This window comes from Geobacter sulfurreducens PCA (assembly GCF_000007985.2).
In the GTDB taxonomy this organism is placed as follows: domain Bacteria; phylum Desulfobacterota; class Desulfuromonadia; order Geobacterales; family Geobacteraceae; genus Geobacter; species Geobacter sulfurreducens.
In genome coordinates this window covers 1,155,866-1,169,916 of sequence record NC_002939.5, presented here as the reverse complement: position 1 = coordinate 1,169,916, position 14,051 = coordinate 1,155,866, and the positions used below count along the sequence as shown (strand labels likewise).

Genomic DNA, 14,051 nt, shown 5'->3' with positions numbered 1-14,051 from the left:
CCTATGCTCCGGCCTGCCGTCCGCAGCCGGGGCAGAAGCGAGCTTCTGTCGGCAGCGGCTTGCCGCAGCCGGAGCAAAAGCCGGACTCTACCGGGGCGCCGCACTGATGGCAAAAATTTCCACCCGCCACCAACGGCGCCATACAGCGGGGACAGCTACCCGTGCCGACAGGAGCGGACGCATCAGCTCCCTGTGCCATGGCATTCGCCACCATACCGGGGAGAATCATGCCGAGACCGGCACCGACCCCGATCCCCATCCCCTGGGCAGCCTCGCCGCCCCCCTCGGCCGAGGCCGCCGCTTCCAGGCTTCGGGCCGCCTTGAACTTCAGGTAGCGATCCACATCGCCGGCCGCCTCCATGGAGGTGCGCTCGTCGATTGCCTTCTGGACCTCCGGCGGGGGAGTGATCGCGTTCACGTAAAGTTCGGCCAGTTCGATGCCGAATCCTCCGAAGTCTCCTGCCAGGCGTTCCTTGAGCGCAGCAGAAGTCTCATCGTAGCGGGCGGGCAGATCCAGAACCGAGTCGATGGTTTCGCCCAGGTAGTCGTTGAGCCGCGCCACGATGATGTCGCGGAACAGTTCCTCCAGCTCGCTGCTGGTGTAAAGCCCCCGGGTTCCCACCAGAGCGTTCACCAGGAGCTGCGGGTCGACCACCCGCAGGGTGTAGGTGCCGAAGGCCCGCAGCCGTACCATGCCAAAGCGGCTGTCCCGGAAGGCAACGGGTTCCTTGGTTCCCCAGCGCAGGTCGGTGAAGGTCTGTATTCCCACGAAACAGACTTCGCAGCGGAAGGGAGAGGTGCCTCCCCAGGGGAGCGACAGGAGCTTAGTCAGGATCGGCAGGTTGGCGCTGGTCAGGGTATGCCTACCGGGGCCAAAGCAGTCGGCGGCCTTGCCGTCCCTGAAGAAGACCGCCCGCTGACTCTCCCGCACCACCAGCTGGGCGCCCAATTTGATCTCGGCGGACCCCTCGGGGGGGATGCGGCGCACCATCTCCCGGCCGCTGTCGTCAAACCACTCGACTACCTCAAGAAATACCGTATTCATGCTGTTGATCGCCACGGGGCCCTCCGTTCGCATAATGACGCTCGCGACAACGACCGCTTTTAGATCGAAGCAGCTGTAGCATCTATCGGTTAGAAGTGGTGAAACTTGAGGAATTTCAGCAGGAACGGCTTATTTTCTCAGCAGCCAGAGGATGAGGGAGAGCACCAGGGATATGAGAATGCTGGTGGCAAGGGGAAAATAAACGGTGAAGTTATCCCGTTTCACGTAGATGTCGCCGGGGAGGCGGCCAATCCACGGAATTTTGCCGGCAACGGTGAGGAGCACGCCCACGGCCGCAATGACCAGCCCCATGACTATGAGCGACTTACCGAGGCCCTGCATCATTTTTTCCCCTGCCGGGGATGGTAACGGTCCTTTTCGCTGTAGATGCAGCCGCAGTACTGCTGGCGGTAGAGCCCCATCTCCTTGGAGACGCGGATGCCGTCCTGCCAGCCCCGGCGATAGTCGTCATAGACAAAAGCGACCCCGTGGCGCGCTGCGGCCCGCTCGGCAGCGATCCTGATGTCGTCGTGCTTCTGGTAGCGGCTGTAGAGAAGCGATGAGGTGAACCCGTCGAAGCCTCCCGCCGCCGCTGCGGCCGCAGCCGCATCCAGGCGCGAGAAATAGCAGTACCAGCATCGATCCGCCGGATTGCCGGCCACGGCGGCCAGAAATTCCTCCAGGCGATACTCGTCCCGCACCTCCAGCGGCAACTCGATCCGGTCCGCATATTCCAGGACCGTGTCGAGCCGGCGGCGGTACTCCTGGTAGGGATGTATGTTGTGGTTGAAAAAGAAACCGGTGACATCCGCCCCGCTGTCGCGGAGCCGGCTTACCGGATAGATGGCGCAGGGGGCACAGCAGATGTGAAGCAGTAGTTTCATTGGGGCAACGACCTCCTGATCGGCATGCCAGTTTAGTCGTTATGACGCGTCAGCTCAACCACCTTTTTGGCAATGGCCTGCCGGAGGAGACCGATATGCCGTAACTGCCCGCGGCCTGCACCGCAACGAAAAGAGGGGAACGCACCCCGCGCTCCCCCCTGTCCTTCCAGCAGTCGGTCACTCTTTTCCGGCTATCCGCGCTTCATCCGATACAGTCCGAGCCCTGCGATTCCAATCCCCAGCAGCAGGATCGTACCGGGTTCGGGCACCGGAGCAGGCGTACTGTCTTCCAGTTTGCCTGCAAGGAACAGGCTGCCGCCATTGATGTCGCTGGGAAGCCCCATCAACCGGACAGCGGTCAGTTCCACGAACGACTTAAGGTCCGCGAGCGAGAATGCCAGAAAATCGACTGCGGAAGAGTTGAAGTCCATGTAAAAGATGTCGCTCTGGCCGGCTTTCACGCCGGTGGAATTGATGGACCGCCCATCCCCCTCGGTGGCCGCGAATTCAAACACATACTTGTTGTCGATCACGGGATTGAACTCATCACCGTTCTGGGGAGGAGGGAGGGTGCTGAGTTTTTTTTCAAACACCACCCACTTGAGAACGTCCTGATCGTCGCCGAAGGCTCCCCGGGACGGATTGTAGATCGCGATGGGGAGAGCTCCGGAAAACGTAAACGCAAAGCCCGTTGCCGTGCTGCCCGCGCCGATCACCGAGGTCGGTGCCGCAGTATACCTGATCCCAAGGGTGTTGGCGTCCTCCACGTAGGCAGTCATGCTTCCCCAAGAAGCGCCGCCGAGATAATCCTTATCTGAGTAGGTGTACGTAAGGCTTACCGCCTGGGCCGTGGTTACGGTCAACATGACGATCAGCAGGGAAAGTATGAACATATGTTGTGTTTTCATGACTGTTCCCTCTCTTTGTGATGGTGGTAGTGGTTCATTTATAAATAATGCAATTAGCAGGCCAGCCACACAACCATTGAATTTACTGAGAAATCTGTCTCAGCCCCAGAAAGATTACGCCATAAAACCGTAAACAATCCCGACGGTTTTTCGCCCCACAGGATATCTTTCCGGTAACAAGCTAAAATCACTATGCGATTTTGTCGCAAAAACTTACATTTCCCTGTCGCGGCAAGCAAGTAAAACCTTACAGGAGACAACCCGCGCGGGCGGCGGCAGACAAATCCTAGAGAAGCGCCAGTGCCTCGCGCGCCAGTCGCATGGTAATCTTCCGTTTGGCGCTGAAGGCATAGCGGGTTATCGCGTCCAGCGCGGCAACAAGGGACGGCACGTCGCGGCGTACATGCACCAGAAGGTAGTCGACCGCGTCGGCGGGAAGGATGATTTGACGGTCATCTGCCAGCTTCTGCATGATGCGGCGACGGGAATCGTCGTCCGAAATATCGGTTTTCGCCACGAGCCCCCAGAGCAGACGCGAAGTCAGGTGACCATCGAGGGTGGGAAGTTCGTTGGGGGGGTTGAGCCCGGTGATGGCTATGGGCCGGCCGGCCTGGTAGAAGTCGTTGAACAGCTGCCAGAGCTCCACCCGGACACTCTGCTGATCGGGGATCAGGTGGAGATCATCCACAAGAAGGGCTGGCGCGCCGCGAAAACGCTCGGCCAACCTTGAGACCTCTTCGGCCGGATACTCGCCGTGGTAGATCTCGTCAACATCCTTGAAAGAGATGCATGGCACTGCCCTAAGCCCGACCCGGCCCGCAAAACAGGCCCCCATTGCCATGAGCAGATGAGTCTTGCCCGAACCGGAGGGCCCATGGAGGTAGAGGAGATTTTCCGAACCGCTTTCGTCCGTCAGGCGCCGGGCGAAACGGCAGGCAGTCTCGTTGCCGGCACAGATCACGAAATTGTCGAACGAGTATTTGGGGGTGACGGGAAAGTCGAAGACGAGTTGCATGGCGGGAAACGGCCTAGAAGAGCGCGCCTTGCCCGGGCGCGGGCGCAATGCGGCCGAAGTGCTCATAGGCGGACTTCGTGGCCACGCGGCCCCGGGGGGTGCGGTTAATGAAACCGTGCTGGATCAGGAACGGCTCGTAGACATCCTCGATGGTATCGCGTTCCTCGCCGATGGCCGCGGCTATGGTGTCGAGCCCCACGGGCCCGCCGCCGAACTTGTCGATGATCGTCAGCATGATGGTGCGGTCCATCTGATCGAACCCCTTTTCGTCGATCTCCAGGAGCTTGAGGGATTCGTCCACCACCTGAGCGGAGATGACGCCATCGGCCCGGACCTGGGCAAAGTCCCTGACCCGACGCAGGAGACGGTTGGCGATCCGGGGTGTTCCCCGGCTGCGGCGTGCCAGCTCCCGGGCACCGTCAGGCTCGATCTGGATATCGAGGATATGCGCCGACCTGGTGACGATGGTGGAAAGCTCTGCATCGGTGTAGAACTCCAGGCGCGAGATGACTCCAAAGCGATCCCGCAGTGGCGACGAGAGAAGGCCGGCGCGGGTGGTGGCCCCCACGAGGGTGAACCGGGGAAGATCCAGCTTGATGGTGCGGGCACTTGGGCCTTGACCGATGATGATGTCGAGCTGGAAATCCTCCATGGCCGGATAGAGTATCTCCTCCACCACATGGGAGAGGCGGTGGATCTCATCGATGAAGAGGACGTCGTGGGGCTCCAGGTTGGTGAGGATTGCCGCCAGATCGCCCGGACGCTCGATGACTGGACCCGACGTGGACTTGATGTTTACCCCCATCTCGCAGGCAATGATGTTGGCAAGCGTGGTCTTCCCCAGTCCCGGCGGACCATAGAGCAGCACGTGATCCAGGGCCTCGCCGCGCTTTCGGGCCGCGTCGATGAAGACCCGCAGGTTCCCCTTGGCCTTCTCCTGGCCAATGTAATCTTCCAGGGCGCGGGGGCGCAGGGATGATTCGACGTAGTCGTCGTCGGTCTTCTCAGGGCTTATCGTTCGAGTCGTCATGGGCTATTTCATCAACACCTTGAGGGCCTGCCGAAGCACCGCCTCCGTGGAGGCATCGGGCTCGATGCTCATCTCGGCCAACACCTTCCGGACCACCGCCTCCTTATAGCCGAGGTTCACAAGGGCCGAGGCCACGTCGTCAGCCACCTCGGCGGGGGCTTCGCTGGAGGGCGCCTCCTGGGCCGACGGCGCCACATCCATTTTCCGGACCTTTTCCTTGAGTTCCAGCACCAGCCGCTCGGCGGTCTTTTTGCCGATGCCGGGTATGGATGAGAGCCTCACGAGATTCCCCTGCACAATGGCGGCGGCCAGTTCCTCCGGCTGGATGTTGGACAGGATGTCGCGGGCCATCTTGGGGCCGATGCCGGAAACCGAGATGAGCAGCTGAAAGAACTCCTTCTCGGCAAGGGTTCGGAAGCCGAAGAGGCTAATGGAGTCTTCCTTCACATGGGTATGTATCGAAAGGGAAACTGTCTTCCCCTCCTCGGGAAGCTCGTAGTAGGTTGAGAAAGGAATCTGGACCCGGTAGCCGACACCGTTCACATCGATAATGATGGCATCGGGGGATTTATGGGCGAGCCTGCCGGTGAGAAGGGCGATCATCGGATGCTCCGGAGCACGGATTTCATCACTGCTGAATTGGCGTGGCAGACCGCTACGGCCAAGGCATCGGAGGCATCGGCCTGGGCGATCTCGGGGAGATTGAGGAGCGATTTGACCATCTGCTGCACCTGCTCCTTGCGGGCGTGGCCATAGCCGACCACCGCCTGCTTTACCTGCATGGCCGTATACTCGCTGACCGGCAATCCCGCGCTTACTCCGGCCACGATGGCAGCCCCGCGGGCCTGGCCCAGCTTCAGGGCGCTCTGGGCGTTATGGGCGAGGAACACCTGCTCTACAGCCATCGCATCAGGGCGGTACTCTTCGATGACGCGGCTCAGCCCCTCGTAGATTTTGTGGAGTCGGAGCGCGAACTCCCTGTGGCTATCGGTATGAATGGCGCCGTTGTCCACGTGCACGAGACGGTTGCCGATCTTCTCGATAATGCCGTAGCCGGTGATGCGTGAACCGGGGTCGATGCCGAGAACTCTCATGGGGAGACATTCTGCCACAGAGGGCGCGGAGAGCACAGCAGAAAAAAGGCGCGAAAGGAAAGACCCGGCTTCCGACTTCCGCGCTTGAACCAACCGGGGGTGGCAGGGCCCGCCTACATGAGCTTTTCCATCTCCTCCGTGGAGATGTCGAAGTTGGCGTAGACGTTCTGGACGTCGTCGTTGTCCTCGAGGCGGTCCATGAGCTTGAGCATGTTCTCGGCATTCTTGCCGTCAAGTTTCACCATGGTCTGGGGAATCATGGTGATTTCGGCGGATTCGAAGGGGAAGCCGGCCTTTTCGAGTGCCTCGCGCACGTCAATGAACGCTGCCGGGTCGGTGAGCACCTCGTACTGCTCCTCTTCGTCCGCCACGTCGTCCGCGCCGGCCTCAAGGGCCGTCTCGAAGAGCTTTTCGAAATCAACGTCCTTGGACAGGACAATGAGCCCTTTCTTGTCGAACATCCACGAAACGCACCCCGCCTCGCCCATGTTGCCGTTGCACTTGGTGAAGGTGCTCCGCACCTCGCCGACCGTACGGTTACGGTTGTCGGTCATGCACTCTACCAGCACCGCCACGCCGCCGGGACCGTATCCTTCGTAGATGATCTCTTCGTAGCTGACCCCCTCGAGTTCGCCAGTCCCCTTCTTGATGGCCCGCTCGATGTTGTCCTTGGGCATGTTCTCGGCTTTGGCCTTGTCGACGGCGGCACGCAGGCGCGGATTGCCGTTCGGGTCGCCACCGCCGATCTTGGCGGCAACGGTGATCTCCTTGATCAGCTTGGTGAACACCTTGCCGCGCTTGGCGTCGGCCGCCCCCTTCTTATGCCTGATGGTGCTCCATTTATTATGTCCCGACATGCGGTTGATCCTCCTGTTCCCAAAATCAGCCACCGGCCTCAAATCGGGTGATACTATCATGGGAAATTCCGGGTTGTAAAGGCCCAAACTTCATGTAAAATAGCGGTGCCGGCACCGCCACGGACGCCGGAATCCCACCATTCACAACGAGGTATCGCATGCCAACCACTACTCTCCTTGCCCCTCTCGTCCGCCTTGTACGACGCGTTCTCCTGGCTGGCACGGCAGCGGCACTACTCGCCGCATGCGCCACCATCCCCCAGATGGCCGATGAAACAGACCGTGACCTGCCCCCCATCCTGGCCCAGGACGAGATTTTTCGTCCCTACGTAAAGATCGGCACCGTAGAAGTGAACCTCAAGCGTTACGGCAGCATCGAGGAACTTCAGCGGGAGGCTGAAGAGTGGGCCCATGACGCCCTGAGCCTCGAAGCATCCAAAATCGGCGCAGATGCCGTTATCCTCCCCGAAGTCCGCATCGAGAAAGACACCTACATCATCTTTCCCGTCATTTACGTAAAAGGAAAGGGAACAGCCGTCAAATTCCAGTAAAATCCGTCCACGCCCCGTGTCACAGAGCACGGCGGCCGGGCTTGCGATCAGATGACGCGGCGGTGCCGACCGGCCTGAAACACCGGCACGGAAAGCCACCTCAATAATTGATAGAGCGAAGAACAACTCGCGCCACGCCGGAAGCGATGCCCCCCCCTTGGCCGGCACCCTATTCAACCCGGTCAGCGCAACGGCCCGGGATCTCACCGGGCCGTCACCCACCCTACCGAGAACCCCGTTCGCAACCACGTCTCAAAAATTACATACCCTCACAGCTCACCCTCTCGCATTTTCTTTACTTGATTTTTCAATAAACCATGTTCTACTTATCAACAGAACGTTTATTCAGTTCAATTTTTCGCCACAATTATCATTCAACATACTAACTTTACTTATATATTTTTTAGATAAACTTTTTAAAACAAAATTGTATTGACGAAATTAAAACACCGTGTTAGCTTTTCAATAAAAATATAACACCGTTTTTCAAACAACCCCGACCACCACATTGCGACAGGAAAGGGAACGATGACGAGGGAAAAAAGCTCATACGCGGTACAGACCGTTGAAAAGGCCCTCGATATCCTCGAAACGCTCACGGACGAGAGCCGTCACGCGACCCTTCCCTATCTGGCCGAGAAGCTCGACCTGTCCCGCAACAAGGCATTCCGGCTCCTGGCAACCCTGGAGAGCAAGGGACTGGTTGAACGGGACGAGACGAGCGGCGTCTATCGCCTGGGCATTTCATCGGTCGAGCTGGCCCAGCGGCTTCTGAACAGCACCAGCCTCATCCGTCATGCCCACCCAATCATGGAAAGACTGGCGCGCAAGCATGACGAGGCCGTCTACATCGCGGTTCTCAAGGGGGACGAGGTTCTTTTCCTGGATATGGTGGACTGTGAGCAGGCCATCAAGACCGCCCCCCTGGTGGGACGGCGTTTCCCCTTTTTCAGCAACGCCGCCGGCAAAGCCATCCGGGCACTGGAGTCGACCGACCTGCTGGACCGCTTCCTCAAGAAGCGGGGTCGGAACGGCGGACCGTTTGACCCTGCGGCACTCCAGCAGGAGTTGAAGGCCGTGCGGGAGCATGGCGTTGCCGTTGATTTCGACGGATTGGGGGAAGGGATCGTGAGCGTTGCCGTGGCGGTGCGCGACTACGCGGGCAAAGTCATCGGCGCCTTGACCATGCTGGGGCCCTCCTTCCGGATGATGGCATCCCGCATGGAAAACGAGATTATCCCTTCACTGCGTGAAGGGGCTGAAATACTCTCCATGAAGTTTGGCTACGCAAAGCTGTGACCGGAGAACTGCCAGAAAAAACCATGTGCGAAAGGGGGGAGGAGACGTAGAGGATTGCAACGAAAGGCAACGGGAGCGGGACGCTGCTCCCTGGGAATGCGAATTCACGAAGAAAGGAGTAACGAACCATGGCAGAAAAACAGTACGATTGGGCGTCAATAGCCAAGAACCCCAAGTTCGTCGAGCTCCACCGGAAGAAGACCACATTCCTGGTCGGCTGGTGGGTGTTCTCGACCGTCTACTACTTCCTCCTCCCCATCGGTGCGGCCTATGCACCGGGACTCTTCAAGATCAAGATTCTCAGCAACATCAACTTCGGCTACCTGTTCGCCCTCTCCCAGTTCTTCGTCTCCTGGGGGATCGCCATGTACTACGCCCATGTGGCCAACAAAGACTTCGACCGGCTCACCCGTGAGCTGGTGGATGAGCTCAAATAGGAAGGAGGTCTGTGATGAAAAAACTGATTGCTGGTATCACCCTGGCCCTCTCCCTGGGCTCGTTCGCCTTCGCTGAAGAGCCGGCCAAGGCCCCGGCCGCCCCCGGCGCCCCGACGGCCGCGACTGCACCGGCAGCCACTACTCCGGCGGCCGCCACCGACGCCGCCAAGGTGGCCACCCCGGCCCCGGCAGCGCCGGCCGAGAAGAAGACGAGCATCAAGGCCAACCCGATGGTCACCATCCCCATCTTCCTGATCATCATCGGCGCCACCATGGCCGTTGTCGTCTGGTCGGCCAAGCGGACCAAGTCGGCCGCCGACTTCTACACCGCCGGCGGCGGCATCACCGGCACCCAGAACGGTTGGGCCATCGCGGGCGACTACATGTCCGCCGCCTCCTTCCTGGGGATTTCGGGCATGATCTCCCTCTACGGCTATGACGGGTTCATGTACTCGGTGGGTTGGCTCGTGGCCTACATCACGGTGCTCCTGATCGTGGCAGAGCCCTGCCGCAACGCGGGCAAGTACACCCTGGGCGACATCCTCTCCTTCCGCACCGAGCCCAAGGTCGTCCGGGCCGTTTGCGCCATCTCCGTCGTTGCCGTCTCCACCTTCTACCTGACCGCTCAGATGGTCGGTGCCGGCAAGCTGATGCAGCTGTTGCTCGGGATTCCCTACAAGTTCGCCATCATCGGCGTCGGCATCCTCATGGTCGGCTACGTCGTGTTCGGCGGCATGACCGCCACCACCTGGGTTCAGATCATCAAGGCCGGCCTCCTCATGACCGGTGCGGGCCTCCTCTCCGTCCTGGTCGGCCTCAAGGCCGGCATGAACCCGTTCACCTTCTTCAACGACATCGCCACTAACCCCAACATCATCGAGCACGTCCAGAAGGCCGTTCTCAAGGACCCCGTTGCCGTGGCGGGCTTCGATTACGGGCAGCGCTTCCTTGAGCCGGGCCTCTTCCTGAAGAACCCGCTCGACCAGATCTCCCTCGGCATGGCACTGGTGCTCGGAACCGCCGGCATGCCCCACATCCTGATGCGCTTCTTCACCGTGCCCACGGCCCAGGCCGCCCGCAAGTCCGTTATCGTGGCCATGTTCATCATTGGCTCCTTCTACATCCTGACCACGCTTCTCGGCTTCGGCGCCGCCATCCACGTGACCCCGCAAGGGATCACCGCCGTTGACAAGGGCGGGAACATGGCCGCCATGATGCTGGCCCAGCAACTGGGCGGCGACATCTCCCCCTTCCTGGGCGACCTGCTCCTGGCGTTCCTGTGCGCCGTTGCCTTCGCCACCATCCTCGCCGTCGTGTCGGGTCTCGTTCTGGCCGCTTCCGCCGCCATTGCCCACGACATCTACGTAAACGTCATCAAGGACGGCCACGCCGACCAGCACGAGCAGGTCATGGCCGCCCGGATCACCTCCCTGTGCGTCGGCGCCATGGGCATCATCATCGGCATCGCCGCCGAGAAGCAGAACGTCGCCCACCTGGTGGCCCTGGCCTTCGCCGTTGCCTCCTCGGGCAACCTGCCGGTCGTAGTCATGTCCCTCTTCTGGCGGAAGTTCAATACCGCCGGCGTCGTGTCGGGCCTCGTGGTCGGCACCGTCGCCTCCATCGCACTGGTGATGGTCTCCCCCAACATGACCTATCCGAAGGTCGTTGCCGCCGACGCCCAAAAAGTCGTCACGAAGCTTGAAGAGAAACAGGCCGGTGGTGCGGTCCTCACCGAAAAGGAAATGAAGGACCTTGACAAGGCAAAGGCCGACTACGCCAAGAACAAGGACGGCAAGTCCATGCTGGGCCTTGACAAGCCGCTGATCAAACTTAAGAACCCGGGCATCATCTCGATCCCGCTGGGCTTCCTCGCCGCCATCATCGGCTGCCTGGCCTTCCCGAGCCGGCGTTCCGAGGAAATGTTCGACGAGATCTACGTCCGCCAGAACACCGGCATCGGCATGGCCAAGGCCATCGATCACTAGACGAATCGCCGTTCATCGCAGCAAACCCGCAGTCCAGGGGGAAGGGAAACCTTCCCCCTTTTTTCATTCTGTTTCATACCCTCGTTTGAAATCTACCCACTCTTCTTCGTAAAATGCCATTAGCAAATTCCTCTCATCCAACACGCATTAATTCATTTCAAAACAAACATTACCCCTCTTGGCACAAGCGCCCTACCGACAATACACCGCAAAATAAACAAACTGTTTGCCAAACATATGCATTTACTAGTTTAATTTCAGCATGTTACATCACAATTCAAGGTCATACAAAAAACTGTTGCAAAAAAATATACAGCCGTTATATTAATGGCGCGATACAGGATTGTAAAATATCGTTTTTCCAGAGTGTTTACACCATCTTTCCGGCAGCACACCAGTTGTAGCCCCCCGGCAACATTGCCATTTACAGCCCACCGGTCCCTTTGCCGGAGCCCTGCTCAAGCGGCAAGAAACAACCGGCTCATACCCGCATGCCCATTATGAAAGGAGGACAGCAAACCGAAACCGAGGACATCACAAGCGCTTCGGCTCAGGGCGGGACGCCGCTCTCGATGCGCTTACCACACATGAAAGGAGTAACTGAACCATGGCAGAAAAGCAGTATAACTGGAGCGCCATTGCGAAGAACCCCAAGTTCATCGAGCTCCACCGGAAGAAGACCACCTTCCTTGTTGGCTGGTGGGTCTTTTCGACCGTTTTCTATTTCCTCCTCCCCATCGGCGCAGCCTATGCCCCCGGCCTCTTCAAAATCAAGATCCTGGGAAGGATCAACTTCGGCTACCTGTTCGCCCTTTCCCAGTTCTTCGTCTCCTGGGGGATCGCCATGTACTACGCCCATGTGGCCAACAAAGACTTCGACCGGCTCACCCGCGAGCTGGTGGATGAGCTGAAGTAAGGAGGAATGAACCCGATGAAGAGACTCATTGCAGCGTTTTCCCTTGCCCTGTCGCTGGGCACATTCGCTTGGGCCAGCGAGCCGGTCAAAGTACCGGCCGCGCCCCAGGAGCAGGCCGTCGCGGCCCCTGTCCAGGCTGCGGCCCCGACCCCGGCCGCGCCCGTTACCGAAAAGGCCGCCGTGCCGGCAGCACCGTCCGAGAAGAAGCACGAACTGAAGGCCAACCCGATGGTCACCATCCCCATCTTCTTGGCCATCATCGGTGCCACCATGATGGTTGTCGTCTGGTCCGCCAAGCAGACCAAGTCGGCCGCCGACTTCTACACCGCCGGCGGCGGCATCACCGGCACCCAGAACGGTTGGGCCATCGCGGGCGACTACATGTCCGCCGCCTCCTTCCTGGGGATTTCCGGGATCATCTCCCTCTATGGCTATGACGGGTTCATGTACTCGGTGGGTTGGCTCGTGGCCTACATCACGGTGCTCCTGATCGTGGCCGAACCCTGCCGTAACGCCGGTAAATTCACCCTGGGCGACATCCTCTCCTTCCGCACCGAACCCAAGTCGGTTCGGGCTGCCGCGGCCATCTCGACCGTCGCTGTCTCCACCTTCTACCTAACCGCGCAGATGGTCGGTGCCGGCAAGCTGATGCAGTTGCTGCTCGGCATCCCCTACAAGACCGCTGTCATCGGCGTCGGCATCCTCATGGTCGGCTACGTCGTGTTCGGCGGCATGACCGCCACCACCTGGGTCCAGATCATCAAGGCCGGCCTTCTCATGTCCGGCGCTGCGCTGCTCTCCGTCCTGGTAGGCCTCAAGTCGGGAATGAGCCCGTTCCAGTTCTTCAACGACATCGCTACCAGCCCCAACATCATCGAGCACGTCCAAAAGGTGGTTCTCAAGGACCCCGTTGCCGTGGCGGGCTTCGATTACGGGCAGCGCTTCCTTGAGCCGGGCCTCTTCCTGAAGAACCCGCTCGACCAGATCTCTCTCGGCATGGCACTGGTGCTTGGCACCGCCGGCATGCCTCACATCCTGATGCGCTTCTTCACCGTGCCCACGGCCCAGGCCGCCCGCAAGTCGGTCATCATCGCCATGTTCATCATCGGCTCCTTCTACATCCTGACCACGCTTCTCGGCTTCGGCGCCGCCATCCACGTGACCCCGCAATCCATCATGAATGTGGACAAGGGTGGCAACATGGCTGCCATGATGCTGGCCCAGCAACTGGGCGGCGACATCCACCCCTTCCTGGGTGACCTGCTCCTGGCGTTCCTGTGCGCCGTTGCCTTCGCCACTATCCTGGCCGTGGTTTCGGGTCTGGTTCTGGCCGCTTCCGCCGCCATTGCCCACGACATCTACGTAAACGTCATCAAGGGGGGCCACGCCGACCAGCACGAGCAGGTTAAAGCTGCCCGGATCACCTCCTTCGTGGTCGGTGCCTGCGGCATCGCCATCGGCATCGCGGCCGAGAAGCAGAACGTTGCCCACTTGGTGGCCCTGGCCTTCGCCGTTGCCGCCTCGGGCAACCTGCCGGTCGTCGTACTCTCCCTCTTCTGGAAGAAGTTCAACACCGCCGGCGTCATCGCGGGACTGGTGACCGGCACCGTCGTCTCCATCGCGCTGGTGATGGTCTCCCCCAACATGACCTATCCGAAGAAAGTGGCTGAAGACGCACAGAAAGTGGTGGTCAAGCTGGAGGAGAAACAGGCCGGTGGTGCGGTTCTTACCGAGAAGGAAATGAAGGATCTGGGCAAAGCCAAGGCCGACTACGAAAAGAACAAGGACGGCAAATCGTTCCTCGGTCTCGACAAGCCCCTCTTCGCGTTGAAGAATCCAGGCGTAGTGTCCATCCCGCTGGGCTTCATCGCCGCGGTCATTGCTGCTCTGGCTTTCCCGAGCCGGCGTTCCGAGGAAATGTTCGACGAACTGTACGTCCGCCAGAACACCGGCATTGGCATCGCCAAAGCGGTGGACCACTAACGGACTGTCAACAAATCAAACATTGTGTTACACTCTGGGGGAAGGTC

15 protein-coding genes are annotated in these 14,051 nt (G+C 59.8%); 6 read left to right on the top strand and 9 right to left on the bottom strand.

Annotated elements, in window-relative coordinates; genetic code table 11:
- Window position 1: 1 nt before the first annotated feature.
- From GS_RS05405 to GS_RS05365, 9 genes are all read right to left on the bottom strand, one after another.
- Window positions 2-1,060 (bottom strand): SPFH domain-containing protein, encoded by a 1,059-nt coding sequence (locus tag GS_RS05405; protein ID WP_010941744.1) that lies wholly within the window; start codon window positions 1,058-1,060, stop codon window positions 2-4.
- A 114-nt stretch (window positions 1,061-1,174) separates the two neighbouring features.
- Complete coding sequence (locus tag GS_RS05400) at window positions 1,175-1,387, bottom strand: DUF2905 domain-containing protein (RefSeq protein ID WP_010941743.1); 213 nt, start codon at window positions 1,385-1,387, stop codon at window positions 1,175-1,177.
- Entirely contained in the window at window positions 1,387-1,929 is a 543-nt protein-coding gene (locus GS_RS05395; RefSeq protein WP_010941742.1) for an epoxyqueuosine reductase QueH, read from the bottom strand. Before GS_RS05395 ends, GS_RS05400 begins: the two co-directional genes overlap by 1 nt.
- Before the next feature lie 191 nt (window positions 1,930-2,120).
- The gene (locus tag GS_RS05390) at window positions 2,121-2,837 is read right to left on the bottom strand and encodes a PEP-CTERM sorting domain-containing protein (RefSeq protein ID WP_010941740.1); all 717 of its coding nucleotides are present in this window, start codon (window positions 2,835-2,837) and stop codon (window positions 2,121-2,123) included.
- 286 nt (window positions 2,838-3,123) lie between these two features.
- Window positions 3,124-3,852 (bottom strand): DnaA/Hda family protein, encoded by a 729-nt coding sequence (locus GS_RS05385; RefSeq protein WP_010941739.1) that lies wholly within the window; start codon window positions 3,850-3,852, stop codon window positions 3,124-3,126.
- 13 nt (window positions 3,853-3,865) lie between these two features.
- The gene (ruvB, locus tag GS_RS05380) at window positions 3,866-4,882 is read right to left on the bottom strand and encodes a Holliday junction branch migration DNA helicase RuvB (protein ID WP_010941738.1); all 1,017 of its coding nucleotides are present in this window, start codon (window positions 4,880-4,882) and stop codon (window positions 3,866-3,868) included.
- 3 nt (window positions 4,883-4,885) lie between these two features.
- Window positions 4,886-5,485: a Holliday junction branch migration protein RuvA gene (ruvA, locus tag GS_RS05375; RefSeq protein ID WP_010941737.1), complete on the bottom strand. Its 600-nt coding sequence runs from the start codon at window positions 5,483-5,485 to the stop codon at window positions 4,886-4,888.
- Complete coding sequence (ruvC, locus tag GS_RS05370; RefSeq protein ID WP_010941736.1) at window positions 5,482-5,976, bottom strand: crossover junction endodeoxyribonuclease RuvC; 495 nt, start codon at window positions 5,974-5,976, stop codon at window positions 5,482-5,484. The genes ruvA and ruvC overlap by 4 nt, the downstream gene beginning before the upstream one ends.
- Window positions 5,977-6,089: 113 nt before the next feature.
- Window positions 6,090-6,833 carry a YebC/PmpR family DNA-binding transcriptional regulator gene (locus GS_RS05365; protein ID WP_010941735.1) on the bottom strand — a complete coding sequence of 248 codons (744 nt, stop codon included), beginning with the start codon at window positions 6,831-6,833 and terminating at the stop codon, window positions 6,090-6,092.
- 158 nt (window positions 6,834-6,991) lie between these two features.
- On the opposite strand from GS_RS05365, the gene GS_RS05360 reads away from it, so the two are divergent.
- The 6 genes from GS_RS05360 to GS_RS05335 all read left to right on the top strand — a co-directional run bounded on the left by GS_RS05360 (window position 6,992) and on the right by GS_RS05335 (window position 14,004).
- Window positions 6,992-7,384 (top strand): lipoprotein, encoded by a 393-nt coding sequence (locus GS_RS05360; RefSeq protein WP_010941734.1) that lies wholly within the window; start codon window positions 6,992-6,994, stop codon window positions 7,382-7,384.
- A 528-nt stretch (window positions 7,385-7,912) separates the two neighbouring features.
- Window positions 7,913-8,683 (top strand): IclR family transcriptional regulator, encoded by a 771-nt coding sequence (locus GS_RS05355; RefSeq protein WP_010941733.1) that lies wholly within the window; start codon window positions 7,913-7,915, stop codon window positions 8,681-8,683.
- Between the two features lie 128 nt (window positions 8,684-8,811).
- Entirely contained in the window at window positions 8,812-9,120 is a 309-nt protein-coding gene (locus GS_RS05350) for a DUF485 domain-containing protein (protein ID WP_010941732.1), read from the top strand.
- Window positions 9,121-9,134: 14 nt separating this feature from the next.
- Complete coding sequence (locus GS_RS05345) at window positions 9,135-11,105, top strand: solute symporter family protein (RefSeq protein ID WP_010941731.1); 1,971 nt, start codon at window positions 9,135-9,137, stop codon at window positions 11,103-11,105.
- A gap of 607 nt (window positions 11,106-11,712) precedes the next feature.
- Window positions 11,713-12,021: a DUF485 domain-containing protein gene (locus tag GS_RS05340; RefSeq protein WP_010941730.1), complete on the top strand. Its 309-nt coding sequence runs from the start codon at window positions 11,713-11,715 to the stop codon at window positions 12,019-12,021.
- A gap of 15 nt (window positions 12,022-12,036) precedes the next feature.
- The gene (locus GS_RS05335) at window positions 12,037-14,004 is read left to right on the top strand and encodes a solute symporter family protein (protein ID WP_010941729.1); all 1,968 of its coding nucleotides are present in this window, start codon (window positions 12,037-12,039) and stop codon (window positions 14,002-14,004) included.
- Window positions 14,005-14,051 lie beyond the last annotated feature (47 nt).

Excerpts from the sequence above, each read along its gene's own strand:
- GS_RS05400 (WP_010941743.1), bottom strand. The coding sequence starts at position 1,387 with ATGCAGGGCCTCGGTAAGTCGCTCATAGTCATGGGGCTGGTCATTGCG.
- GS_RS05395 (WP_010941742.1), bottom strand. The coding sequence starts at position 1,929 with ATGAAACTACTGCTTCACATCTGCTGTGCCCCCTGCGCCATCTATCCG.
- GS_RS05390 (WP_010941740.1), bottom strand. The coding sequence starts at position 2,837 with ATGAAAACACAACATATGTTCATACTTTCCCTGCTGATCGTCATGTTG.
- GS_RS05385 (WP_010941739.1), bottom strand. The coding sequence starts at position 3,852 with ATGCAACTCGTCTTCGACTTTCCCGTCACCCCCAAATACTCGTTCGAC.
- ruvB (WP_010941738.1), bottom strand. The coding sequence starts at position 4,882 with ATGACGACTCGAACGATAAGCCCTGAGAAGACCGACGACGACTACGTC.
- ruvA (WP_010941737.1), bottom strand. The coding sequence starts at position 5,485 with ATGATCGCCCTTCTCACCGGCAGGCTCGCCCATAAATCCCCCGATGCC.
- ruvC (WP_010941736.1), bottom strand. The coding sequence starts at position 5,976 with ATGAGAGTTCTCGGCATCGACCCCGGTTCACGCATCACCGGCTACGGC.
- GS_RS05365 (WP_010941735.1), bottom strand. The coding sequence starts at position 6,833 with ATGTCGGGACATAATAAATGGAGCACCATCAGGCATAAGAAGGGGGCG.
- GS_RS05360 (WP_010941734.1), top strand. The coding sequence starts at position 6,992 with ATGCCAACCACTACTCTCCTTGCCCCTCTCGTCCGCCTTGTACGACGC.
- GS_RS05355 (WP_010941733.1), top strand. The coding sequence starts at position 7,913 with ATGACGAGGGAAAAAAGCTCATACGCGGTACAGACCGTTGAAAAGGCC.
- GS_RS05350 (WP_010941732.1), top strand. The coding sequence starts at position 8,812 with ATGGCAGAAAAACAGTACGATTGGGCGTCAATAGCCAAGAACCCCAAG.
- GS_RS05345 (WP_010941731.1), top strand. The coding sequence starts at position 9,135 with ATGAAAAAACTGATTGCTGGTATCACCCTGGCCCTCTCCCTGGGCTCG.
- GS_RS05340 (WP_010941730.1), top strand. The coding sequence starts at position 11,713 with ATGGCAGAAAAGCAGTATAACTGGAGCGCCATTGCGAAGAACCCCAAG.
- GS_RS05335 (WP_010941729.1), top strand. The coding sequence starts at position 12,037 with ATGAAGAGACTCATTGCAGCGTTTTCCCTTGCCCTGTCGCTGGGCACA.